The following is a 24,354-nucleotide window of genomic DNA, read 5'->3' as shown; positions in this document are numbered from 1 at the left end:
GATCGGTAGCTAGGAATTAGGTTTTGTGGCTAACCGCTAACTACCTTCTGTAATTATTTTAGGACTTGCACCACGGTAGTGACCTTCCTCACGCCGGTTCTCCAATTTGGGAATCTGAATCAGCAGCTAAATACTTAAAATTAGCTTCTCGTACCGCAGCGTCCTCATTGCCGTAGAAAAAAGACAGCAAAGCAAAGCGCTGACCACTAATCACGGTGGTGGCTTCATGCAGCAAAGAACACGAAAAAATAATCGCCGTGCCAGAATCGCCTTTATAACCGTGCGGCGCGTACTCTGGAAACCGTAAAAATCCCCCCGTGTACTCTCCCACATTCAAGTTTAGCGTCATCGCAAACCTGCGGTGCAGCGTAGCTTTGCTAGTGTTGTCGCGGTGCGCCCGAAAATAACCGCCGCTGTCAGCATCGTAACAACCTATCAAATACCGTTCAAACCTAGTGATTGTAAACTGAAAAGCTTTCTCTACTTCCGGCCGCACCCGGCGTAGAATAATCGCATTCAATTGTTGCTGGAAATCCTCGTCTTGAATAAAGAAATCTCGGCGCTTCTTAAAAGTGTCGTCGTGCAAGCCAACTGTTTTCCCGCCTATTTGCCTCATAAAGCCCGAGGGACTGCCACCATTAGCTTTGTACATATCGATCAAACTGCGGCACAAAGCTTTGTCCAAAACGTTAGGAATTACCAACACCGGGGCGTGGCGAGTGGCTGCTCGGGCTTCCTCAATAGGGGGCAAAGTTTTGAGAAAATCTAATACTTGTTGGGCGTGTTGGTGCGGTTCGCCCATCGGCAAAATATTAATTATTTGAAGGTTTTCGTTGAGTACAAAAGTTTGGGGTGCATAGTGAACTCCGGCAAATCCATTGTCTTCGACCTCTCGGAAAACACCGTACTGCTGACTGACTGTTTTATCCAAGTCCCAGAAAAAGAGGAATGACGGAGCAATTGTTGTCGGTCTGTTTTGTTCTTTGTCTGCTGGGTCAACGCTCACTCCGAACCGCGCTACTTGCAAGCTTTGGAATTCTTCTGAAAGCTCTTGAAAGCTTTTGAGGATAACTTGGATTTGTTGAAAAGCTGCGCTGGCAAAGAAAAACAGCACGATTCGCCGACCGGCAACAGTGGAGAAATGAAATAAGGGGTTATTTGTAGAAGGAATGGAAAACCAGGGAGCCGGATCTCCTATTTCGAGTAATGGCATCTTGCTGATTTAAGAATTGGGATTTTATATTAAGATTGTTATGCTGTCGATTAGTTCCACAGGTTCGGCAGGTCAAAATAATTTTAAAAAAAATTAGCTTTTATTTATGTATATATGTGTTGGTCTAGGGTTCCACTGTCACAATTTACAGTCTTTTTAATCACTTTAATATCTGAGAATAAGTAGATGGGGATCAATAAACGCAACTTATTTTTTTGCCTGCGGGCACCAGAAATGTTTAGTTTCACCCATCTACTTAGTGTTTGCCTATTTGTCGAAACTGGGGGAATTATCCGGTTGGTCTTCCGGGTATTCTACAGGTCGATACTCCACGTAGTCTGACGGCGGTGCTTCCACGTCGCGGTTGCTGGGGCGAGACCTGGATGATTCCGTAGGACGGGGTTTTTTGGTTCTCGGCGGCGTATCGGAACTGCGGTTTTCCGAAGCAGGGGGGCGACTGCTGCGGCTGCGGGTCGGTCTTTCTTCGGGGTTGTCTGAAACGTCCCAGTTGTCAGACTCTTGGGCAGGGGGGGCTTCTGGGCGAGAGGGACGTTTGCGCGACGATCGCTCGGGCGAGTCGGGCCTGGAGGTGTTAACGCTGCCGTTGCGATTCGAGGGGCGGCGGCGGGGTTCGTCGTCGTAGGCTTCCCGAGAGGAACGGTAGTCTTGGCTGCCTCTAATCCGGGGACGCTGCGGATAGTCTTCCTCTGGTTCTAGCTGTTCCATTTCGCCATCGTAGCCCTCGTAACCGTAGGCGTTGCTGACCGGTCGCTCTTCATCTACGTATTGGGCGCGAGTTTTGGCTTGGGCTGTGGTCGCTCCTCGCAGCTTGATGCTTTCTGTTGCAAAAAATATCGCGGTACCGCTGAGCAGAAATTGACCGAATGCCAGAATAGGGTCAAGCCGCCATCCTTGAAATAACAGAATACCGCCGCACAGCAGGCCGACTGCTGCAAAAAAAATATCGTGGTCTCGGGCTAGTTTGGGACGCCACGATCGCAGAAAATACAGTCCTGCCCCTGCTACTGCTAGGATAATCCCTAGCAGGCTGCTCCAGTTCAATCCTAAATTGACCATTAGCCTATCTCCTATGTCTTTCCTATGTTAGCGAGTTAGATTTTACATCTATCATTAAGTCTGTCAGCCCGACTGTGCTTTCTGGGGCAGCGTCCGGTCAGGGTTTCAGCTTGGGAAGTGAACCATATAATAATGAGTTTAACGGGAAAAAACCTCAGCTTGGCAGTCAACTGAAGGTTTTGCCTTGACAGTTGCTGGCAGCCGAGGTTTCTCGGATCGGGGAAATGCCCGACTTGCACCCCACAATTGACTTGCAGCGCCGGACTTACAAACCCGCTGACTTTTTAGGTGCGCTTGATTTTGTCTTTTTGGCTGATGAAGATCAGGCCGATCGTTGCTGGAAGCACTACTACCACCACGCCCACCAGCAGGCTGTACAAAAAGTTCGCGAGAGAAGGAGTCATAGATTCAAAGCCTTTGTTACAACAATTTGATTTTTATTAATTTTATACTTTCGATCGCACCTGTCAAACGGTTAAAATTATGAAGAGCAGACTTAACAAAACTTAAGATTTCGAGATAAGACCCATGACTGGTATTACCGTTGCAAGTTGGATTCTGGGCTCTGTCCTAGTCGTGATGACTTTGCTGTTTATTTTTCGGATCGTTCTGACTTGGTATCCCGAGGTGAACCTGAGCAAGTTGCCGTTGAGTCTGATTGCTTGGCCGACGGAACCTTTTTTAGCCGTAACTAGAAAGATCGTACCGCCGATCGGCGGGGTGGACATTACGCCGATTATTTGGGTGGGTATCTGTAGCTTGCTGCGAGAAATGATTCTCGGCCAGCAAGGGCTGCTGACGATGATGATGTAGAAGTTGGCGGTTGACTGTTGACTGTTGACTGTTGACTGTTGACTGTTGACTGTTGACTGTTGACTGAAAGCAGGCTTGGTAAAAACCCCCGGATTGCTCCGTGGGGTCGCTTTCTTCAATTGTTCAATCCCAAATCCCAAATCCCAAATCCAAAACCGATTGACTAATGACTGTTTTGGTTCAAGAATTGTTCGACGAAATTGGTGTAAACTTCGCCGCTGAGAAACTCGGGGGAATCGAGGATTTTTTGGTGAAAGCCCAGGGTGGTAGGAACGCCAGTGATAGCACATTCCCGCAATGCCCGTTTCATCCTGCGGATGGCTGTCGGTCGATCGCGCCCCCATACAATTACCTTACCGATTAAAGAATCGTAGTAAGCCGGTATTTCGTAATCGGTGTAGACGTGAGAGTCCATCCGCACGCCGGGACCACCGGGAGGCAAATAACCGCTGATTATGCCGGGGTGAGGGCGGAAGTTGCGATCGGGGTCTTCAGCATTGATGCGGCACTCAATGGCGTGGCCGTTGAGAATTACTTGGTTTTGCTTGATTTGCAGTTTTTCTCCTTGGGCGATGCGGATTTGTTCGGCTATCAAGTCGAGGCCTGTAATCATCTCGGTGACGGGATGTTCTACTTGGATGCGGGTGTTCATTTCCATGAAGTAGAATTTGCCGGATTTGTCAAGCAGAAATTCGACAGTGCCCGCACCCGTGTAGTTGATGGATTTGGCAGCGGCAATGGCGGCGTGACCCATTTGATCTCGCAGTTTCTGGGTGAGGGCGGGGCTGGGGGCTTCTTCGAGGAGTTTCTGGTGTCGGCGCTGAATCGAACAATCTCTCTCGCCGAGGTGGATGACGTTACCGTAGTTGTCGGCGAGGATTTGGATTTCGATGTGCCGGGGTTTTTCGATGAATTTTTCGAGGTAAAGTCCCGGATTGCCGAAGGCTGCATCGGCTTCGCCTTGGGCTGCTGAGAATAGTTTGGGGAGTTCGGATGCTTCTCTGACTAGCCTCATGCCGCGGCCACCACCGCCGGCTGTGGCTTTGATCATCACAGGATAGCCGATGTCGCGGGCGATCGACAAAGCTTCGCGATCGTCCGCCAGCAATCCGTCGCTACCGGGAACTGTGGGGACTTTCACCCGCTGCATCGTTTCTTTGGCGGTGGATTTGTCGCCCATCGCCCGCATCGCGGCAGGAGAAGGGCCGATGAAGGTTATTTGATGGTCGGCGCAGATTTCGGCAAATCGGGCGTTTTCGGCGAGGAAGCCGTAACCGGGGTGAATGGCTGCTGCGTTGCGCGTCAGGGCAGCCGCGATGATGTTGGGGATGTTTAAATAGCTTTTGCTGCTGGTGGGGGGGCCGATGCAAACGGCTTCGTCTGCCAACTGGACGTGCAAGGCGTGTTTATCTACGGTGGAGTGTACGGCGACCGTGGCAATCCCCATTTCCTCGCAGGTCCGCAATATGCGGAGAGCTATTTCTCCCCGATTAGCGATTAAAATTTTCGAGAACCCCATCTTCGCTGCTTAATTCACTCAATATTCTGTACAATAATGCCTTTCGGTATGTTCTGGATAATCGTTTTCCAGAAATTGTTCACAAAAATTTATTTTACATTTGGCTGGTAGTGGTGCTATGATTGTAAATCGGCGGTGTCAAAGGGCAAGTCACAAGTTAAATGTCAGGAACCTCAACCTGTGAATCTTTAACTCGTAACGCAAAAATCCCGGAGATTGCTAGAAAGAGCGGATGTGGCGGAATTGGTATACGCGCACGCTTGAGGTGCGTGTGGCATTATGTCCTTGCGAGTTCGAGTCTCGCCATCCGCATTGAAGAATATATAAAACAACTGTTGACAGTTTTTGCTGTCGGCAGTTGTTTTTTATTAAGTGGTTTTTTCGATCGAGGCTTCTTACCAGGAAGTGCGATATATTTTTTTACATTCGTATAATAATTAGTTGTGGAAGGGCGATCGAACCTAGCATTCTTTATTTCCCGTGTCACTAACCTAATGGTATAGTTGGCAGTACGGTTGCAGAGTTCAGATAGGGTACCTTTATTTAAATAAATAATATGTCTAAGCAACCGATAATTATCACCTGTGCAATAACTGGTCATCGCACTACTAGAGAAATAGCTCCTATCCCGTTAACGCCAGAACAACAAGCAAAATCTGCTCAAGAAGCAGTTGAACATGGAGCGGCGATTATACACCTGCATGTTCGTGGCGATAATGGCGAAGAATCTCTCGATCCAGATCGATATTATGAAGCTATTTCTAAGCTCAAACAAATTGTGCCTACTCCGCTCATCGAAATCACCCCACGTGGAACAGACAGGTTAGCACAAGGACCCGAAAAATTTGAACGGGGTAATTTGGTGAAAATATCTTCTGCCATGTGGGGGAATAAACCTGAACTCCAGCCTGAGATGTGTGCGCTCAACCTGTCAACACGGAATATTGATGAAAAAACAATCATCCTAAACCCGCCACATGATGTAAGAGAGCAGATTGAGCGTATTTACAGTTTAGGGCTGATTCCTAGATGCGATATTTACGATCTGGGAGATATCCGAGTAGCCTTAGAATTGCTGGAAAAAGGTATCTTAAAAGAGGCGCTTCATTTCCTCCTCATTTTAGGAAGTTATTCAGGGATTGGAGCGACATCTCAAAATCTGGAGTACATGGTTAAGCAATTGCCAGAACAATGTCACTGGACAGCATTGGGTGCTGGCAGTCGATATAACTATTTTATAGCAGAACAAGCTATTCTACTTGGGGGGCATATTCGCACAGGATTTGAGGACGAAACCTATGTCCGTAAAGGACAAAAAGCGAAATCAAATGCAGAATTAGTGGCGAATTTAAGAGGTATTTGCGAAAAATTAGGGCATCCCATCGCAACACCTGAGCAAGCTCGCCAAATTCTTGGGATGCAACAGCAGCCACAGCACTCATTCTGACGGTTCGCTCATTTTAAGCTAAGTTTCCAGAATTGGCCGCGACAGAATCTGGTTTCCAGCCGTCGTTTCAAAACTCCTGTAATGAAGCGTGAATTTAGATGCCCACTACCCTCTTTCTTCATAATTTTTACCATGACACAAGTAAGTGTTAGCAGTATTTTAGGTGTATTACATTTGTTTCCGATTGGCATAATTGTTGGAATTATTTCTGCTCTCCTTGGTATTGGAGGCGGCTTACTTTATGTTCCAGCCCTTGCAGCCGTTGGCGCGTCACCTATTCAGTCTGTTGCAACGAGCTTAGTTGCAATTAGCCTTGGCGCACTTTCTGGAACAATCCAGAATTGGAAAATGAACTCACTTAAAATTGAAACGGTTTCCTTATTAACATTCCCGGCAATGCTAACAACCGAAATAGGAGTTGCCATTGCTAATGCTTTACCTAGTAAATGGCTCTTATTGAGTTTTGCTGCTCTCCAAATAACTGCAATCTGGCTGATCAACTTGAAAAAGCAACTTCAAAAAGAAGAGAAAAAAGCAGCAAAAATTGATTTCTCTGAATCGCCCGCAAATTCAACAGCGCCACTTTTAAAAACTCAAGGCATTGGACTGATAGCTGGAGTTTTATCTGGTTTGTTTGGAGTAGGTGGAGGGATTGTGATGGTTCCCCTGCAAGTTCTGTTTCTTAAAATGCCCATTAAAGAAGCTGTACAAACCAGCTACGGAGCTATTGTACTAATTTCATTATGGGCAGTCAGTCGTTATGTCATCGCCGATTCTAGTAATGTATTGATAGTACCAGGATTGATGCTGGGTTTGGGCTCGTTATTTGGCGCAAATTTTGGTGCTCGGCTGTTGCCAAAATTGTCAGATAAATTAGTCAGATTTCTATTTACCGGGTTGTTGATTTTTTTAGCGGTCTATATGTCGTTACAAGCTTGGGATCTGTAAGTTTCAACATACAGCACTTTTTAGGTATAGCAACCGCGAAGATATTCGGGACGTTCTTAATCGCTGGAACGATTGCTATTATAGCCTTTTTTAGGTAAATGAGGTGCGCCGCTATCTAAAATTTGCAAGTTCAATCTAACAGGTCGCAGCGCGTGATTTTTCTGACCTTCCTCTGCCAGGTTTTCTGCTACTACCTCGCAAACTTGCAGAAACCCCGAATCTAGCAATTCTAAGTTAGCGTGTAATATCTGCGGTTCCTCACTTTTGGGACAAGTCAGGAGTGTCTCAATCAATTGCAGATAAACTTGGGTGCGGGTTTCATCCATTGTGGGCAGTTGTGAATAACACCGATGTTTATTTGATCACGATTGGTGGTTTGGCGGTTGACGCTCCCCCGTATCAATTTCTACCCCATCCCGAACAAGTAATGGAAATTACCCTCTCCCACAGAGTTTTTAAGCGTATTGATAATTTTCCTTGTATTATCGTGAGGCCCTTCAACATAACAAGGTTTTCCATTGCGACCGAATTTCAAGCCAATTTCGCTGGTTGATTCTCCTAAATGAGCCTTCGACTGCTCGAAATCGCGATGCGGTTCAAAGCCTAATATTTTGGCATAAGCGATCGCGCCCCAAACCAGGGCTTGTGCTTGCTCTAAACTAATCTCCTCGTATTCTTGCATAAACTGCGAGTAAGAAAGCTGAACGAAATTTTTATATTGGCTATCGTTGCAGTTACGTGGCGGCATGGCATCCTTAACTCCCAAACACCAGTAGTCGATCAAATAAGAGGCTGTAACAAAACGATTGTATCCCTTGGAACGGGTAACCACCACTAAACCCAAACCGCTCGTTTCAGAGGTTTCATTCCCCAACAATACCTTCGCAAAATTTACATCCACGAGACATTGAGCAACGGGCAATAACTCTCCTTTTTCGGCGCTAGCGAGGGCTGTTTGTTCTGCCTGAGATTGAAGAAAGGTACTGACTTCGGATGCTTTCAATCCTAACTTTCGGGCAATTTGTTTGGGCGTTAATTGGCGATCGCGCAGGTTGAGAATTTCTTGTTCTTGTTCGGGCTGCATAGTTTTTCTATTGCCGTCAGGGCTGGGTTCGAGCTGAGTCGATCATTGTACCGCGTTTTTGCGACCAACTTCGTAACATTGCAAAGATTGAAAAAAAAACCCGGTTTCTTTGATGGTGCGAGTGGCGAGAAACCTCGATTAGCCCGATAGTCCGCCAGGGGTTGAAACCCCTGTCTCATAGCAAAAGTCCTCTTCAGAGGACTAAAAAGTTTTTCATTTTTATCTCGGATTTTCAGTCGGTTTCAACCGACTTTCGCTATTAGCCAGGGGTTTCAACCCCTGGCGGTTGTGGCAACACCGCTAGAATGCAAGCAACATAGGAAAAAACCCGGTTTTTTCTAATTTTGTGCTAATTCCGGCGGCCGCCCCATCAAGCCTGTCATAAGCCGCAAGGCTAAAAACCTCACTGGGGGAATTGTCCGCAAACACCACAATCCCAAGCGGCGAAATGCTACAATTGGCAGCCAAGTATTAGAAAATAATCTGTCTAGAAAATCGGTAAATCCTAACACGATTAAATTCTCTTTTTTCCGCCAGTTGTGATACCGTTTCAATACTCGCAAGTCGCCGATATCTTCGCCTTTTTGGTGCGCTTGCTGCAAGATTTGGGCGATCGCCCCTGCGTCTCGAATACCCATATTTAATCCCTGGCCGCCCACGGGATGGCAGCAGTGGGCGGCGTCGCCAATTAGTGCTAATCTGGGCAAAACGTAGCGATCGCTCTGCATTAACTGCACCGGAAACAAAAAGCGATCGCTCTCCAATTCCAAACGCCCCAAAAGCCCGCCCGTGCGCTGTTCCAACAAACTCAAAAACTCTGTTTCATCCATTTGTTGCAAAGCTTTTGCTTCCGCGTGGGGTGCTGTCCAAACTACTTGACAGCGGTTCCCAGGTAATGGTAAGACTCCCATCGGGCCGCTCGGCCAAAAGCGCTCAAAAGCGATATCATTGTGCGGTTTTTCTGCTTTAATAGTGATAGCAACGCAGGATTGCCAGTATTTCCAGCCGCGAGTGCTGATGTTGGCTTCCGTGCGGATGCGCGATCGCGAACCGTCGGCGGCGACTAATAATTTGGTGCGAATAGTCCGAGTTTCGCCGTTTTGTTTGACTTCTATTTCCGCGCAATCGGTTAAATATTTTACCTCGACTACTTCCGCCGGACAAACCCAACTAAAATTCGGGTTTTTTGCCAAAGATTCTTGCAAAGCTGACAGCATGACTCCGTGCTCGCCAACGTAACCTAAAGCTGTTTTTGGTACAGGCAATTTGCCAGTATTTCCCAAATCCGGGCGGTGGAATTCGACGACACCGGGATAGTCGCCGTCGCAGAGGCTAATTTGCTCGAAGGTGGTGATTTGCGGCAAGATTTGCTGCCACACGCCGATACCTTCTAAGATCATTCCTGATAGCAGGGTGATTGCATAGGCTTGTTTTTTGGCTGCGGCGGCGGCGGGGAGTTGGGTTTCAATTATAGCGATTTTTAATCCAGAATCTTTTAACGCGCTGGCTAAGGTGGCCCCCACTATGCCGCCTCCGACGATGGCTATATCAAAGTCGAGTGTCGGTGTTTGCGTCGAGGCTGTGGTTGGAGAAAGTTGGTTTACAGGCATTTTCAAGGAAATTTGTCAAAGTTAATTGGATTGTTACTTTTTTATTGTAAAGAATTATTTCGATTTAGGGCGATCGAGAAGAGGAGACTATCGGCATTCGTGAAAATCAAGGTTTTCAGACTACGAGATCAAAATGCAAGTCTTGGATGCACTCGCCACCTCAGAAACCCGGTTTCTTCCTATATTTCTCGTCACTAAACGCAAAACTCGTAGAAACTAGCCCCCCCCATGCAGGGCGGTTTCATTTTCTTGTAGGGGCAAACCCCCCGTGGTTGCCCCGATGCCTGAAATGCCCATGAAATCATCTGTGGGTGGGGCGGGCACGGGGGCACCGCCCCTACAAAAGCCTGGTTTTCCTGAGAATTAAACAGCCCTGCCGCCCGATGGGTAAGCCCTGAAACTAATGACTAATGACTAATGACTAATGACTAATGAATGCTGACCATTTCCTTTGTGTTTTCGGCAGCCAGCGCTGATACTTTCTGGCAAAGAGGAATCTCGATGACAAACTCTGCACCTTTCCCGGGCGCGGAAATACACTGCACTTTGCCTCGGTGTTTTTCAACTATAATCTGATAGCTGATAGACAGTCCCAATCCGGTGCCTTTGCCGACGGGTTTAGTAGTATAAAATGGGTCGAACAACTTGCCAATAACTTCTTGATTGATTCCCTTCCCGTTGTCGGCAATCCGAATTGTTACTGTGTCTGAATTGGCACTGGTGCTAATCCGAATTCTGTTGGGGCGAGAAGATGTTTCCTTTGAAGAATGATTGCTGTTGTAATCTTCGAGGGCGTCGATCGCATTTCCTAAAAGATTCATAAATACTTGATTGAGCTGACCTACATAACACTCAACTTTTGGGAAGTTGCCGTAGTCTTTGATAATCTCAATAGCGGGACGAAGTACATTAGCTTTGATCCGGTGCTGCAAAATTAGCAAAGTGCTTTCGATTCCTTCGTGAATGTCTACTCGCTTCATCTGCGATTCGTCGAGTCGGGAAAAGTTACGCAAGGATACAACTAAGTCGCGGATGCGATCGGCTCCTACTTTCATTGATTCCAAAATCTTCGTAAAGTCTTCCATTAAGAAATCAACTTCAATATCTTCGGCTGCTTCTACAATTTCTGGGACGGGATTTGGGTATTTTTCCTGGTAAAGGTGGAGCAAACTGAGTAAGTCTGTGGCGTATTGGCTGGCGTGGGTGATGTTGCCGTAGATGAAGTTAATCGGATTGTTAATTTCGTGGGCGACGCCGGCGACTAGCTGCCCGAGAGAAGAGATTTTTTCTGTTTGGATGAGTTTAGTTTGTGCTTGGTGCAACTCGTAAACAGCTTTTTCGAGCTCGGCTGCTTGCACTCGATACTGTCCCTCGGACTGCTTGAGTGCTTCCAAAACTTCCACCCGATCGCTAATATCGGTGTGAGTTCCCACCCACTCGCGAACGCTGCCGTCGGCGGCCAAAATGGGGACGCCCCGCACCCAGAAGTATCTGTAGCTGCCGTCAGCAGCCCGCAAGCGGTGCTCGACTTCGTAGAGACTTTTTGTTTCTATGGCCCGCATCCAAGCTTGTATTGTGCGATCGCGATCTTCTGGGTGCACTGATTTTATCCAGTAGTCCTTGTCTTCAGAACTCAAGCCCGTATAAGCTATCCAATCAGGCTCAGGTTTCTCGGCGATTCCGTTAGCGTCTGTCATCCAAACCATCTGTGCGGTGGCCATTGCCAGCGATCGATATCTTTTCTCGCTCAGACGCACAGATTCTTCGGCTTCTCGGCTGGCTGTCACGTCGCGCAAAATAGCTGTGAATATGATTTCGCCTGCAACTTCGAGTTTGGAAATAGAAGCTTCGGCGGGAAATTGCGTACCGTCTCGGCGGCGGGCGAAAATTTCTTTGCGGTTGCCCATTTTTCGGGCTTGTTTAACGCCGCCGCTGAAATTACTGACGAGGAGACTGTGAAGGGTGGCAAAAGCTTCGGGCAACAGGAGGCTCAGGGATTGTCCGATCGCCTCCGCTGCACTCCACCCGAAAATCCGTTCTGCACCTTGGTTGAACAGGATAATTTTTTGCTCAGCATCCACGGAAATAATCGCGTCGTCGGCAATTTCTACAATGCCGGCGAAACGAGCTTGAGACACTTGCAGCGCTTGTTCAGCTTGTTTGCGATCGCTAATGTCGCGGGCGATAGTGGAAATGTATGTGAGTTTGTCGTCCGGTGCGGAGTGGGAGATGATGACTTGGCTGATGGGAATTTCGAGTCCCGATGTTGACACGAAAGCGGTTTCTCCGCTCCAAACGCCCCCAGAAACAGCGGTGGCGATCGCTTGATTCAAATTGCTGCGGGCTGACGCTGCCGTGAATTCTGCAACTTGTCGGTGGGATATATCTTCGTTTTCGTCTATACCCACCATTTTTCTGCCTGCTTTGTTGATGTAAACAGCGCGTCCTTCGAGGTTGCAGATACCTACAAAATCCGGGGTTGCTTCCAGAATTGCTGCCAGACTTCTGTTGGCGATTTCTGCTTGTTTGCTCTCAGTAATATCCCGCGCGATGCTAACTATACCGCTGATCTTTCCTAGCCCGTCCCGGTAAGCACTTTTTGTAGAAAGAAATGTCCTCAAGTTGCCTTTAACTGGCAGCTCTTCTTCGATCGCTTGGGTTTTTCCCGCTGTCATAATTGGGCGATCGGTTTTCCTAATGTTACCCGCAATTTCCGGCGGAAATAACTCGCTGTCATCTCTGCCGATAATGTCGTCTACAGACTTGCCAATTATACTGGCTCCTGCAGCATTCAGCATCAGGTAACGGCCATGAATATCTTTGACAAATAAGGCGGCAGGCGTACTGTTGATGACTGCAAACAACAGGTTGTAGTTTTTTTGAAGTGCCTGCTTTGTTGTTTGAGAGTCGAGAATTTCCTGCTGCAATTGCTCGTTGGCGATTTGTAGTTGGATAGTTCGTTTCTCAACTTTAGTTTCTAAGTCTGATTTAGCTTTCCTAAGTCCCTGTTCCGCTCGATACCGCTTCCGGTCAGCGCTGCAGAGAGTTTTGGCATTCTGCCAAATCAGAACTGTAAAAATAATCACGTTCAATACGCTTAACAGCGATATCCCTACCTCCGGCGTGTAGGCTTGTAACCGCTCTCCCGATATGATGAAATAACCTACTAAAGGTGGGATAATGATTGCCCGTGGCAATAAGCGCCTCGCCATGATGCCGCCCGCGCGATCGCTGGTCATTACTGCTATCAATCCTCGCTCTGGACTGGCAAATAAAATGCCGAAGCTCAGCAACATAAATGCTGCCGACGTGTGCAAAGCCATCCCTGTATAATTGCCAATTTGGTAAAATAAAGCTTTGTCGTAGATGTAGCCTATCAAACCCATAAATCCAATTAAAAATGCACAACAGCTTAAGATTTGAATCCGCAGGTATTTAGGCCGATGTTCTGACAGCAGCAGCAGGGCTGTTCCCAGCAATAAAAAAGCACCAGCAGTATTCGGAGCCATGCGTCCTGGTATTCCGGCGCTTGTCAAGGTGTAACTTTCTTTAAATAGCAATTTGTCGATGCCTAAGTCTACATTAAAACTATATTGAACTAGGGTTAATAGGCTAATTAATATAATTAAAAATGAACATCCAAAAATTAAAAGTTTATGATTTTTTTGATACTTTCTTGCTGTTAATTTGGCGCGCCGGTTCTGTTGGATGAACAGAGAAAACCCGCCCAAAATAAAGCAGACCGCAGAATTGGCTTTCATCGTCACGAGTCCGGGCAGAATGCTTTTTAACAGTTGCAGATCGAATATCCAACCCAAAAGGACTGTACAGCCGATCGCGATTACTGCAATACTCGCTTTTTTGGAAAAAGACTCGACAGCAGCCATTCGGGTTGAGGGCGTTTGCCGTTGTTGTGCTCGTTCAAAAACTTCCAATTTCTCGATCCCTCTAATTATGGGGTTTCTATGTATCTAAGGTAACAATAAACACTCTAGTGATATTGTTGTCCGCTATACAAAGCTGCTTAAAATTTTTTCAAAGCTTTTAAGCATAAAATATTAATTATATTATCTAACTGTAGATAGATAGTCAACAGAAGCTTGAAGGCTCTTATGTAGAAGGCATTCGGCAGAATTTAACAATTTTTATTGCTTGTAAGTTAAAACAAAAAATTGCTTGTTGTTTGTTCCTTGTTGCTTGTTGCTTAAGGCTTCAGCCTTGTTGCTTAAGGCTTCAGCCTTCTTCCTTGGAAATTAGGGCCCGATCGCGCGGCAAGACCGAGTGTTTTTACTCAGTACATCGAGGCGTAATAGTAGCGGATTAGTCGATCGGCAACAAGATCACTCGCATTGTAAACCGGCTGCTGTGGCTGTGGGAAATGCGATCGGCAGAACAGATAAGACTCGGCGGTTGAAACCGCTACTGCACAAACAAAGTCCCAGCAGAGAGGGACTAAAGAGGGGATATTAAAGTCGGGTTTGGTAACTGTCAACTGTCAACTGTCAACTGTCAAATGACAACTCACTCCCAAGTTTTGAAGTGCTTGCAAAGCTTCGGTTGCTGAGGGGTAACGCTGGGGGAAATGGTAAAGCACCATCTGGTCTAAAACGCGAGCCAACTCCGGGGTGACAGTTGCATTTTTCTGCCAGATGAGATTGCCTAAATTATCAACTCTGAGTTGTTTCGGGCGCATTCCTGTCAAGGCTTGAATCCCGATGAGCCCGACAGCATAGATGTCGCTGCACAATTTCGGTGAGCCGATGGCTTGTTCGGGAGGAATATAATCTTGCTGAGTCCCACCGCGCGATTTCGTTTGACCGATGCTGTTTTGTGAAGTGTTGATTTCTTTAACGGCCCCAAAGTCAATTAATACAATCTTGCCATCTGATGTCCGCCTGATTAAGTTTTGAGGGTGAACGTCGCGGTGAATTACATCTTGTTTGTGAACAAAAACAAGCACTTCCAAGATATCTTTCAACAAATCAATAACCTGATGTTCTTCCCAAGGTTGACCTTCGATTAGTTCTTGATACAGCGGTTGCCCTTCGATGAATTGATAGACTAAATAAAAATACCCATCTTCTTCAAAACGAGCTAACAATTCTGGTATCCGATCGTGTTGGCCCAATCGATATAAAACCCGCGTTTCTCGATCGAATAGGTGGCTGGTTCTCTCACACTGGCTTTTCAGGCGCTTGACGAGGCACAAAGGTCGATCGGGCAAATTTTCATCTTCAGCCAGATAGGTATCGCTGTACTCGGTGCTGACCAAATGTTCTCTGATTCGGTAACGCATCCGCAGCAGCTTTTGCAATATCGGATCGACAGAATTAGCTGGCTGTGTGCCTTTTTGTACAGATCTCATGATGCAGTCCCAAAGATTTGCTCCGACTACTCTTTCTTCTTCGCCAAGAATTCCTGCTTGTCTCAGTACCTTGGTGAGATATTTCCACAAGTTGTAGCCGACATACCGCCCCAGGTAGCCCACTGTATACCCGCGGGCGATCGGATCGTTTTGCTGAATTTCTTGGTACGTCAAACCCCCTACAACGCCTCGAATTATCGACTGTTGCAACCGACTTAGGTGTTTTTCCGTTTGTTCGTATACCAGATTGTCCAAAAAAATTATGGCTTCTTCTACCGTCATAGTTTCATGGCTTAAGTTAGTTGTAAACGCTCTGGACATCTTTTTTTCTAAAATAGCAACTTGCCACGGATAAGGTACAGATTTTCACTCACCAATTACCCAGTACCCATTGGGTTGCGATCGGGGAACTGAAAACTGCTGTATTTAGCTTATACATGATTTAACTTTACTTTGATAGCTTGTCTACTTATTGCAATATATTTTTACAAATATGACTTTTATGATTTTAAATTATGAATTTTATGAATTGACATTATAAGGAGTTTGGGTTATTATAAAAATTAAATTTTTAAGGTAAGTAAATCTCTGATGTTTTAAAAAATATACCCGTTATAACCGCCCCGCTTAATGGGGGACAATAGATCTGAAAGCGTTACTTGGTCGATCGCCAATCCAACGCCATGAATTCCAACGCTATCTAAGGCTTTGTGGAAGATATAACGTCGGCTCAACTTCCAAGCCGCAGGATATCCGTTCATAAATTTTCATCATTTTTCATAGGTTTGTAGTGAGGGCGCAGAGTCTTCTTCAATGGAGATTAAGGACTAAAGTCCTTACTACAAACAACGTCACATTTCGGGAAGATTACAATTTTTTTAACTTATGTTAGGCATCAACACGAATCCTACCGATCGCCCTTTTTTCATTCAACAGCCAAACGCGATCGCCACATCAGCATTTCCGGTTAACAACGACTTGTCCAACCGAGCGATCGAGTATCCATTCAATGTTTCTAGTTATAGTGCTGAATCTAGCTTTCCTAATCTCCCAGCATTCAGCACCGACCCACAGGCACAAACTACGGATTTAATTGTAGCTGATGCCAGGGCTGACTTCAGTTACTCTGTGAGTGATGCTCAACTCAAACCGCAGTCACAGTCAGCGAGTCCAAACACAGATCCCCTAACGGGAACGATATCTGCCTCTCAGTTGAATTTCTCTGATTCAGATAACTCTCTTTTGACAGCTCGTAATGTTGTTGGCGTTCAGAACGGTAGCATCAGCTTAACGGAGTTCGTGGGGACAGGCGATATCGACGATTTCTACCGATTCGATATCAACACTAATAGCAATTTTAGCCTGCGTCTCGACGGTTTGACGGCGGATGCTGACGTAAAGTTAATTCAAGATAGAAACCGCAACGGTGTTTTTGATTTTGGGGAAACTATTGACTCCTCTCTTGAGATTGGCACCGTCCCCGATGTCATTAATGTATCCAATCTGGCTCCAGGGACATACTATGTCCAAGTCTCTAGCTTCTTAAACAACTCTACCAATTACAACCTGACTCTTTCTGCAACACCTGTTCCTGTATTGCCCGATATTCCTACACCTAACGGTGCTTTTAATCGCAATTACGGCTATGGTTTAGTCAATGCAAATGCAGCAGTTACCCGCACCCTGAACCGCTCAACTCTCTTCCCTGATGTTCCTAACTTGAGCGAAAATAATTGGGGGGTAGACGCTATAAATGCACCAGAACTTTGGGATCAGAACATTACAGGAAATGGGATTGTTGTAGCTGTTCTCGATACTGGTGTTGACTACTACCATCCCGACTTAGATAATAATATTTGGCAGAACGCTGATGAAATTGCGGAAAATGGCATTGATGACGATCGCAACGGATTTATTGATGATATTCGGGGTTGGGATTTTGTGGTTAACGACAACAACCCAATGGATCTGGATTTCGACGGTCACGGGACTCACATAGCAGGTGCGATCGCCGCGGAACGAAATGATTTTGGGATCACAGGAGTTGCCTACAATGCCAAGATTATGCCTGTCAGAGTGTTGCCCGTCTTTGGTGGCGGCGAGTGGAATAATGTTGCTGCAGGAATCCGCTATGCTGCTGATAATGGAGCAAATGTAATTAACCTCAGCTTGGGAAATGAGTTTTACCCTCCCAACCTGGTGAATGACGCAATTGAGTATGCAAATAACAAAGGCTCTGTTGTTGTTATGTCAGCCGGAAATTTGGGTTTTAGCCAACCAGATTATCCAGCTCGTAATGCCGATCGCTGGGGAATTGCCGTGGGCAGTATTGATATAAACGGCAGGATGGCTGACACCTCGAACGGGGCGGGTTCCACACCTTTGGATTACGTAGTTGCTCCGGGAGTAGACATCTATTCTACAACTCCCTATAGCACCTATGACACCCTAACTGGCACATCTATGGCAACGCCACAGGTAGCGGGTGTAGCCGCTTTAGTTTTGAATGTTAATCCGACTTTAACTCCGGCTCAAGTTGAGTACATTTTGACAACAACAGCTAATCCAAATGGGTTGACAGTATAGGATCGATCGGGTAAATGAGGTACGCCTGGGCATCGATGCACCGATCCACCGATGCACTGGTGGTTCCTTCCCCTTCCCTGAATTGGGAATTGGTAAGCGCGTACCTCACGAGTCTTGAGAACCGCTATAGTCGGGGCAATTTGCCTGTGGCATTGGTGTCAACAAAAACAAATCATTTGCTAAATCACTTTTACTCAGAGGAGCATCATGTTTAAACTTGGAAAAACCACCCTAGCATTAATCGCCGTATCTGTTGCTGTTTTGCAGCCAGCTTTTCTGGCTCGCGCACAAGAAACCAGCAGCGAACTCAGGCAACTACAAACCTTATTAGAAGCTAAGAAATGGGACGACGCCGATCGCGAAACCGTCTCTTTACTCCGCAACAACCCCACGTCTTGTCCGAACCTCCGCGCGATCGACCAATTGTGGATGCAACACAGCAATAACAAATACGGTTTGACCCCGCAGTTAGAGATTTGGCAGAAGGCGGGCAAGGGTTTAAATTGTCAAAGTTGCGAAGGTGAAATTAAAGAATTTAGCGAAAAGGTAGGATGGAAACTAGGCCAGCAAGTAACTCCTATGCTAGGGGATTTTCCAGCTCAGTACCCAACTGTTGCTGCATTAGGTTGGCAAAGCTACGTGGATGGAGATGCAACTATGCATATTCTTTTTGGCAACCGGAATACATGGCAAGCGTGGAAAGTTCAAGGTTATAACTTGTTCTCTACTTTTGCTAATTGCGGGAAGTAAGTAGACCAACCTAAAAAAACAGAACACCCAGATACCCGACTTCTTTTTTAAGAAGTCGGGTATCTAAAGCGCGAGAGCGTTTTACGTTTTTTTGCTTTCCTACTTCTGCTTCCTTTAAAAAGCTATTATTGTTGAAGGATCAGGCAATTTATATGTGCTGATAAATATATGAGCCAAGCAGATTATCAAAAGGCATTAAAACAGATAGAAACTGGAGATTTAGCAGGAGCTCTGCAAAGCCTCGATCGCATTATCAAAAAAAATCCTAAGTTCGCACAAGCTTATCGGCCCCGAGCACAAGTGCGCGCAAAACTCCAGGATTTGAAAGGTGCGATCGCCGATTACAAGGAAGCGATGCGCTTACAGCCGACGGCTATGTCATTTGGGGAACGGGTCTCAATTCAGTCGCAGATCATCGACCTCGAAAATGCGATCGCAGACACGCGCTTGCTAAATTCGGCCCAACACCTGTCGTCTCCGCTTTTCTTCGAGGAAGCGCGGGGTAAGGTCGATCGCGGCGAATATTCAGAAGCTTTGTCCGACCTCGATTTAGTATTGCAAATGCAGCCCGATCGCGCTGAAGCTTTTTGTCAGCGGGCCCAGGTTCACGCCAAGCTGGGAAACCCCGCATCAGCAGTTGAGGATATCGCCCGCGCTTTGCAACTCGAACCGGATAATCGCGAATTTCGGCTTGCTAGAGGCATCGTGCGCTTGTCTGCGGGAGATGGAGCCGGGGCGATCGCAGATTTCACACACTTAATGCAGTTCGAGAGCGATCGCACTCGGCTGTTTTTGCACAGGGGACACGGGTATCGCTTGCTGGGAGACTTGGAAAAAGCTTTCAAAGATTACTCGAATGCGATCGCCATGTGCGATCGCGATGCAGAAGCTTTTGCCAGTCGCGCGGGCGTAGCCGAAGCATCGGGGGATATAGAAGGGGCGATCGCCGATTTCCAGCAAGCCGCGGCGCTGTGGCTCAATCAGGGAAATTGGGAAGCTCACAAACGGGCGATCGCGCAAGCTAAAAAAGCGGCGGAAGCAAGCATCATTCGAGTGCCGATTAAATATCGTTGGGGAGGAGTTCCAATAGTTGAAGTTGTCTTAAATAATGGTTGTGCTTTTACATTCGATCTGCTTTTGGATACAGGAGCAAGCAGGACACTAATTACGAAACAAATGGCCGCTCTCCTAAAAATTGTGCCGTCTGGAACCTGTCAGTCGATGATTGCTGATGGTAGCGTTGTAACGTTTGACTTAGGTTGGGTGCAATCTTTAGCAGTGCAAACTGCCGTTGTATGCAACATTCAAATTGCGATCGGTGATAATCGGATAACCTATGGGCTTTTAGGACAAGATTTTCTAGCTCGTTATAATGTGCGAATTCTCGAAAACCAAGTAGAATTTCATACCCGATAATCTCTGCTCTCTTAGTCTGCGGAGGCAGACTTCGTTTGACTTGCAGAGCGGTTTCCACCGCCGAGTTTCAACCGCCGAATTAATTTTTTATCTTATTCACATAGCCCCACAAACTATAATCTCGACTCAGCCAACCCCGGAAAAAAACCATCTGAGTCGGATCTTCTTGCACCCGTTTGTAGCGGTAAATAATTCGTTCATTAATCATTTGCAGCGCGGTATTTCTATTATTTGCCCCTTTCAGCGCTTCCTTGGTGCGCGAGTCAAAAACTCCCGTTTGCGGCAATCCTAACGCTTGCTGGAGAAAGGTAATAGAGTTATTAATACCGAAATTAACGGCGGTGTCAAACATGACGATCGCCAAAGCCGGTTGCATCGTGCCCGAGAGGCTCGAATCCCAGTAATGTTTATAAATTTCTAGGAGCTCTGCTTCCGACATCTGCGTCACGTCGAGGGGCGGAAGCCCACGACTGTAGCGGTAGGCGTTGTATTCCGTTTGCAAAACGCCCCGATAAGTTCTGCCGCCCTTATCGGCAGGGTGATTGCTGAATCCACCCTCAAAATAGAGGGTGAAATAAAGAGCAGTTTGAAATAATTTCTGCCGAAAGCTGGCTGTCTGCTGCTGCTGTGCGAAAGTCTTTTGGGCAAAGGGTAAGGGGATTGCTAAGGTTAACAAGAGTATCCCCAGCAGGAGGTTTGGTTTCCACTTGATGTTATGTTGGCGCTGTGTCGCTTGCTTGTCGCTCATAAATTCTGTGTGACGATCGCCCGTAATTCCGCTAAAACTGCTACTCTTCAAAATAATATAGATTCAACCTTTAACTTGATAGCACAGATAGGCCGCCAAATGAATTCCGATTTTCCCAACCAATCCGAAACACCCCAATTTGAAGATGCTGCATCGCTGACAGTCGTTGCAGAAACCTATTACTCTCAAGGCAATTTAGCAGCAGCCGTCGCTGCTTGTCGCCGAGCTCTGGAATTGCAACCGGATTGGGCGGCGGCTTACGTGACAATGGGCAATGTGCAGCAAGCAAGCGGCCAAATTGAGGAAGCTATGCGGTTTTATTCCGAGGCGATCGCTCTGAATCCCGATTTTGCTGAGGCTTATGCTAATTTGGGCAGTATGCTCTACAAACAAGGGCATTTGGTGGAGGCTATTGTCAATTACGAAAAGGCGATCGAACTTAAACCTAATTTGGCTGCTGCTTACTGGAATTTGGCAGGGGCACTGAAACAGCAGGGGCAGCCGGATGCAGCGGTAGCATACGAGCAAAAAGCTCTCGAACTCAATCCCCAGCTTGCTGAGGTAGATTTTCACTTAAATTTAGGAGATAAATTAGCGCGGCAAGGGAAGTTAGATGAGGCGGTGGCTGCATGGCAGCAGGCGATCGCATTCAAACCCGATTTAGCCGAAGCATACTGTCAAATTGGCCGAGTTTTGCGCCACCAGGGTCAATTTAAAGACGCAATACCCAACCTTCAAAAAGCCCTAGAAATTAAACCAGATTTTATTTCTGCCCACCAACATTTGTGCGGCATCCTCAGAGATACTAGCAATTTAGCTGCCGCGCGGCAAGCCGTGCACCAATACAGCCAAATGTGTGGCGAGACAGATCCAATTATGACCGCGATTTACTCGATCAGCACCTATCAAGTGTCGGGATTAAATCAAATTGCGGGCGATCGATTTTTAGAGCTAGAGTCGTACTTGCAGCAAAACTTAGAAACCGCTAGCCCGGTGGAAATTAAATCGCTTTATGCAAACTTGTTATTCAGCACGCCCTATTTGCGAGATGACTTGGCAGCCAACTCACAACTTTACAGATTAATTGCCCAAAAGTATATCGACCAATGTATTAAACCTAATTTTTCTCAACCCGCAAATTACAGTTTCAAACCAAGTGTTCCATCCAGCAAGTTAAAAATCGGCTTTTTGTCCAATCACTTCAGCCGCCATTCTGTAGGTTGGTGCAGCGCTGACATCATTCGCGAATTGTCCGACATCACACCGAATGTTTATTTGTACGCTTCCGAAAGAATTACTCCTGACGATCGCACTCAGCAATTTGAAACTTGGGGCAAACTGACTTTTCCGACAACCTACCCGAACGGACTTGCCAATCCCGCAGAAATTATCGACAAAATTCAGCAAGATGAATTGGACGTTTTAGTTGATTTAGATTCACTCAGCGTACCAGTTCACGCTGACATTCTCTACCAAAAACCCGCACCAGTTTGTGTTTCTTGGCTGGGATTTGACGCCCCTTACCTATCGCCGGAAAATTACTTTCTTACAGACTGGCACTCGCACCCAGCCGGGCGGGAAAAATATTATGACGAGCAGCTAATTAGGATGCCGGATTCCTTTGTAGCGGTGTCCGGTTTTCAGAGGTATGGAGTCGATCCCGTTGCTTTGAGAAGGTCGAATCGGATCGGTTTGGATCAGATAGTTTACCTGTGCGTTGCACCAGGCAGAAAATTCAATCACGAGTTGGTACAAGCCCAAGTTGCGATTCTCAAACAAGTGCCAAACAGTATTTTAATTCACAAAGCTTTAGGCGATGCTGCGGTGTTTGAGGCTGCATATCACCAAGCTTGCGAAGCTGAGAAAGTGAGCAAGCACCGAATTAAGTTTTTGCCAAGGTTTGCTACTGAGGAAGAACACAGAACTATCTATTTGCTGGCCGATGTTTTGTTAGATTCTTATCCTTACAACGGAGGAACTCACACTTTAGAGGCTTTGTGGTTTAATTTGCCAGTGGTGACTCGCACGGGAGAGCAATTTTTGTCGAGAATGGGTTATTCGTTCTTGCAGACTTTGGGAATTGAAACTGGTGTGGCTTGGTCTTGGTCGGAATATGTGGAAGTTGGTGTAAAATTGGGTAAAGAACGTGAATTGAGAAATGCAATTAAAGCACTGTTGGTGAAATCTAAACTTCCAGCCAATTTGTCCCCGCTGTGGAATCCGAAAAAGTTGGCTGGTGATATGTATGCGGTGTTTGAAAAATTAGGTAAAATAGGATAAATGCTGACTAATGACTAATGACTTCAACACAGCCAACTATTAAGTTTTTAAAACAGCCGACTTCGGAAGCTTGGGTAGAACAGGCGATCGCCCATTTGGATACAATCTTATTAGACCATTCTCACTGCGAGCGGAAAGCGGCGGGAGTAGCGTTAAATTTAATGTTTCGCTACCCAGCACGGGAAAAATTGGTGAGGATGCTAACGGCGATCGCCCGCGAAGAATTAGAGCATTTCGAGCAAGTCAACCAGCGGTTAGAAAAGCGCAGCATTGCTTTAGGCCCTTTGGCTGCACCTCCTTACGGTGCTGGTTTGTCCGCCCAAATTCGCAAGCAGGAACCCGAAAGACTTTTGGATTCTTTGTTGGTTTCTGGTTTGATAGAAGCGCGCAGTCACGAACGGTTGGGGCTGCTGGGCGAGCGCTGTCCCGACGCGGAATTAGCTAAGTTTTACCGCAGTTTGATGGCTTCGGAAGCGCGCCATTACGGTGTATATTGGATTTTGGCAACAACTTATTTCGATCGGGATATTGTGATGCAGAGGTTGGAGGAATTATCATTAGTAGAGAGCGAGTTGCTGGCAATACTTCATCCTGAACCGAGAATTCACAGTTAAAAGCTAGGTGCATTTAAAGACTGTAAAACACAAAAAATCAATAATTTTACAGTTGCTAAAGTCAACAAATAAATATTAAGTTGCAACCACTAATGAAAACCCAACATCTCGATTTTTTAATTCGTTCCTGGGAAACGCGCGATCGCGCTGAGGCGTTCTATTTAATTCGGGATGTTTTAGCAGAATACGGTTTAAAATGCGAACCTCATGGGGCAGATCGAGATGTCTATGATGTAGAACTACATTATCACAATCAAGGCGGCGAATTTTGGGTAGTTGAACGGCAGGATAAAATAGTCGGTACGGCGGCTTACTATCCGATTGAGCGCGGTAATAATGCTGTGGAAATTCGCAAAATGTATATTTTGCCCGCAGCAAGAGGACAAGGTTTGGGGAAATTTTTACTGCAAGAATTGGAAAGTACAATTATCGCTCGCGGCTTTGATGAAATCTGGATTGAAACTGCTAGCATTCTCAAAGAAGCTGTGAGAATGTACGAAAATAGCGGATATCTACCGACAACTGGTGTGGAGACGCCAAGGTGCGATCGGGTTTACGTAAAATCTCTAGGTAGAAAAAACCTACAATAAGGTTTGTGTAAACAATGATTAATTTACTCAGTTTCAATCAACAACAGCAAATAGTTTTTCGGGGAGTCATTTCTGCTTTTATCTTCTCCCTTACCTTTGTACTGATTGGTTATTTTGTGATAGCGCTGCCCCTACCGCCCTTCAATACCCCAGAGTCGCGCCTAATTTTCACCCTTCGCTGCCAAATCTTTCCGCTACTGATGTTGTTTGCTGGCATAGTTGCAGTTGGGAACGGTAGATTTAGCAGCGCAGCCATCAACCCTTTAGCAAATGCCGAATCAAAAGCAATGCGGA

At 46.3% G+C, this 24,354-nt stretch carries 20 protein-coding genes and 1 tRNA gene; 10 read left to right on the top strand and 11 right to left on the bottom strand.

Annotated features, from left to right (window positions below; translation table 11 throughout):
• Positions 1 to 88 precede the first annotated feature (88 nt).
• The 3 genes from QUB14_RS08055 to psbX form a co-directional block, all read right to left on the bottom strand.
• Positions 89 to 1,213, bottom strand: coding sequence for a redoxin domain-containing protein (locus QUB14_RS08055; RefSeq protein ID WP_333216369.1), 1,125 nt, complete (start codon positions 1,211 to 1,213; stop codon positions 89 to 91).
• Positions 1,214 to 1,480: 267 nt separating this feature from the next.
• A complete protein-coding gene (locus QUB14_RS08050) occupies positions 1,481 to 2,290 on the bottom strand; it encodes a Ycf66 family protein (protein WP_333216371.1) in 810 nt (269 codons plus the stop codon).
• 284 nt (positions 2,291 to 2,574) lie between these two features.
• Complete coding sequence (gene psbX, locus QUB14_RS08045; protein WP_006634855.1) at positions 2,575 to 2,694, bottom strand: photosystem II reaction center X protein; 120 nt, start codon at positions 2,692 to 2,694, stop codon at positions 2,575 to 2,577.
• 124 nt (positions 2,695 to 2,818) lie between these two features.
• Between psbX and QUB14_RS08040 the strand changes: the two genes are divergently transcribed.
• Positions 2,819 to 3,103, top strand: a complete 285-nt coding sequence (locus tag QUB14_RS08040) for a YggT family protein (protein ID WP_006634856.1) — start codon at positions 2,819 to 2,821, stop codon at positions 3,101 to 3,103.
• Between the two features lie 163 nt (positions 3,104 to 3,266).
• Here QUB14_RS08040 and accC read toward each other — a convergent pair whose 3' ends face one another.
• Positions 3,267 to 4,622: an acetyl-CoA carboxylase biotin carboxylase subunit gene (accC, locus tag QUB14_RS08035; RefSeq protein ID WP_333216373.1), complete on the bottom strand. Its 1,356-nt coding sequence runs from the start codon at positions 4,620 to 4,622 to the stop codon at positions 3,267 to 3,269.
• A 228-nt stretch (positions 4,623 to 4,850) separates the two neighbouring features.
• Between accC and QUB14_RS08030 the strand changes: the two genes are divergently transcribed.
• From QUB14_RS08030 to QUB14_RS08020, 3 genes are all read left to right on the top strand, one after another.
• Positions 4,851 to 4,934 (top strand) — tRNA-Leu (locus tag QUB14_RS08030).
• A gap of 244 nt (positions 4,935 to 5,178) precedes the next feature.
• The gene (locus QUB14_RS08025; protein WP_333216375.1) at positions 5,179 to 6,069 is read left to right on the top strand and encodes a 3-keto-5-aminohexanoate cleavage protein; all 891 of its coding nucleotides are present in this window, start codon (positions 5,179 to 5,181) and stop codon (positions 6,067 to 6,069) included.
• A 132-nt stretch (positions 6,070 to 6,201) separates the two neighbouring features.
• On the top strand, positions 6,202 to 7,017 hold the full coding sequence (locus QUB14_RS08020; protein WP_333216377.1) for a sulfite exporter TauE/SafE family protein: 816 nt from the start codon (positions 6,202 to 6,204) through the stop codon (positions 7,015 to 7,017).
• Between the two features lie 56 nt (positions 7,018 to 7,073).
• Here the strand turns inward: QUB14_RS08020 and QUB14_RS08015 are convergent, their stop codons facing one another.
• From QUB14_RS08015 to QUB14_RS07990, 6 genes are all read right to left on the bottom strand, one after another.
• Positions 7,074 to 7,343, bottom strand: a complete 270-nt coding sequence (locus QUB14_RS08015) for a hypothetical protein (RefSeq protein WP_333216379.1) — start codon at positions 7,341 to 7,343, stop codon at positions 7,074 to 7,076.
• An 80-nt stretch (positions 7,344 to 7,423) separates the two neighbouring features.
• A complete protein-coding gene (locus tag QUB14_RS08010; protein WP_333216381.1) occupies positions 7,424 to 8,101 on the bottom strand; it encodes a DNA-binding response regulator in 678 nt (225 codons plus the stop codon).
• 338 nt (positions 8,102 to 8,439) lie between these two features.
• Complete coding sequence (locus QUB14_RS08005; protein ID WP_333216383.1) at positions 8,440 to 9,711, bottom strand: FAD-dependent hydroxylase; 1,272 nt, start codon at positions 9,709 to 9,711, stop codon at positions 8,440 to 8,442.
• 428 nt (positions 9,712 to 10,139) lie between these two features.
• Positions 10,140 to 13,646 carry a PAS domain S-box protein gene (locus tag QUB14_RS08000; RefSeq protein WP_333216385.1) on the bottom strand — a complete coding sequence of 1,169 codons (3,507 nt, stop codon included), beginning with the start codon at positions 13,644 to 13,646 and terminating at the stop codon, positions 10,140 to 10,142.
• Positions 13,647 to 14,206: 560 nt separating this feature from the next.
• A complete protein-coding gene (locus QUB14_RS07995) occupies positions 14,207 to 15,397 on the bottom strand; it encodes a serine/threonine-protein kinase (RefSeq protein ID WP_333216387.1) in 1,191 nt (396 codons plus the stop codon).
• Positions 15,398 to 15,672: 275 nt separating this feature from the next.
• Positions 15,673 to 15,837, bottom strand: coding sequence for a hypothetical protein (locus QUB14_RS07990; protein ID WP_333216389.1), 165 nt, complete (start codon positions 15,835 to 15,837; stop codon positions 15,673 to 15,675).
• A gap of 124 nt (positions 15,838 to 15,961) precedes the next feature.
• Between QUB14_RS07990 and QUB14_RS07985 the strand changes: the two genes are divergently transcribed.
• The 3 genes from QUB14_RS07985 (at position 15,962) to QUB14_RS07975 (ending at position 19,828) form a co-directional block, all read left to right on the top strand.
• A complete protein-coding gene (locus tag QUB14_RS07985) occupies positions 15,962 to 17,662 on the top strand; it encodes a S8 family serine peptidase (RefSeq protein ID WP_333216391.1) in 1,701 nt (566 codons plus the stop codon).
• 207 nt (positions 17,663 to 17,869) lie between these two features.
• Positions 17,870 to 18,412 carry a GUN4 domain-containing protein gene (locus tag QUB14_RS07980; protein WP_333216393.1) on the top strand — a complete coding sequence of 181 codons (543 nt, stop codon included), beginning with the start codon at positions 17,870 to 17,872 and terminating at the stop codon, positions 18,410 to 18,412.
• 168 nt (positions 18,413 to 18,580) lie between these two features.
• Complete coding sequence (locus QUB14_RS07975) at positions 18,581 to 19,828, top strand: tetratricopeptide repeat protein (RefSeq protein WP_333216395.1); 1,248 nt, start codon at positions 18,581 to 18,583, stop codon at positions 19,826 to 19,828.
• A 79-nt stretch (positions 19,829 to 19,907) separates the two neighbouring features.
• On the opposite strand, the gene QUB14_RS07970 is transcribed toward QUB14_RS07975, so the two are convergent.
• Positions 19,908 to 20,576, bottom strand: a complete 669-nt coding sequence (locus QUB14_RS07970; protein WP_333216397.1) for a glycosyl hydrolase 108 family protein — start codon at positions 20,574 to 20,576, stop codon at positions 19,908 to 19,910.
• A gap of 99 nt (positions 20,577 to 20,675) precedes the next feature.
• Here QUB14_RS07970 and QUB14_RS07965 point away from each other — a divergent pair, with 99 nt between their 5' ends.
• The 3 genes from QUB14_RS07965 to QUB14_RS07955 all read left to right on the top strand — a co-directional run bounded on the left by QUB14_RS07965 (position 20,676) and on the right by QUB14_RS07955 (position 24,060).
• The gene (locus QUB14_RS07965; protein WP_333216398.1) at positions 20,676 to 22,856 is read left to right on the top strand and encodes a tetratricopeptide repeat protein; all 2,181 of its coding nucleotides are present in this window, start codon (positions 20,676 to 20,678) and stop codon (positions 22,854 to 22,856) included.
• Positions 22,857 to 22,873: 17 nt separating this feature from the next.
• Positions 22,874 to 23,470 carry a tRNA isopentenyl-2-thiomethyl-A-37 hydroxylase MiaE gene (locus tag QUB14_RS07960; protein WP_333216400.1) on the top strand — a complete coding sequence of 199 codons (597 nt, stop codon included), beginning with the start codon at positions 22,874 to 22,876 and terminating at the stop codon, positions 23,468 to 23,470.
• A 92-nt stretch (positions 23,471 to 23,562) separates the two neighbouring features.
• Positions 23,563 to 24,060, top strand: coding sequence for a GNAT family N-acetyltransferase (locus QUB14_RS07955; RefSeq protein WP_333216402.1), 498 nt, complete (start codon positions 23,563 to 23,565; stop codon positions 24,058 to 24,060).
• The last annotated feature ends 294 nt before the right edge of the window (positions 24,061 to 24,354 follow it).

The sequence above is a fragment of the Microcoleus sp. B3-D2 genome (genome assembly GCF_036705345.1).
In the GTDB taxonomy this organism is placed as follows: domain Bacteria; phylum Cyanobacteriota; class Cyanobacteriia; order Cyanobacteriales; family Microcoleaceae; genus Microcoleus.
The sequence above is the reverse complement of the archived record's forward strand: the minus strand, read 5'-3'. Positions and strand labels throughout refer to the sequence as shown.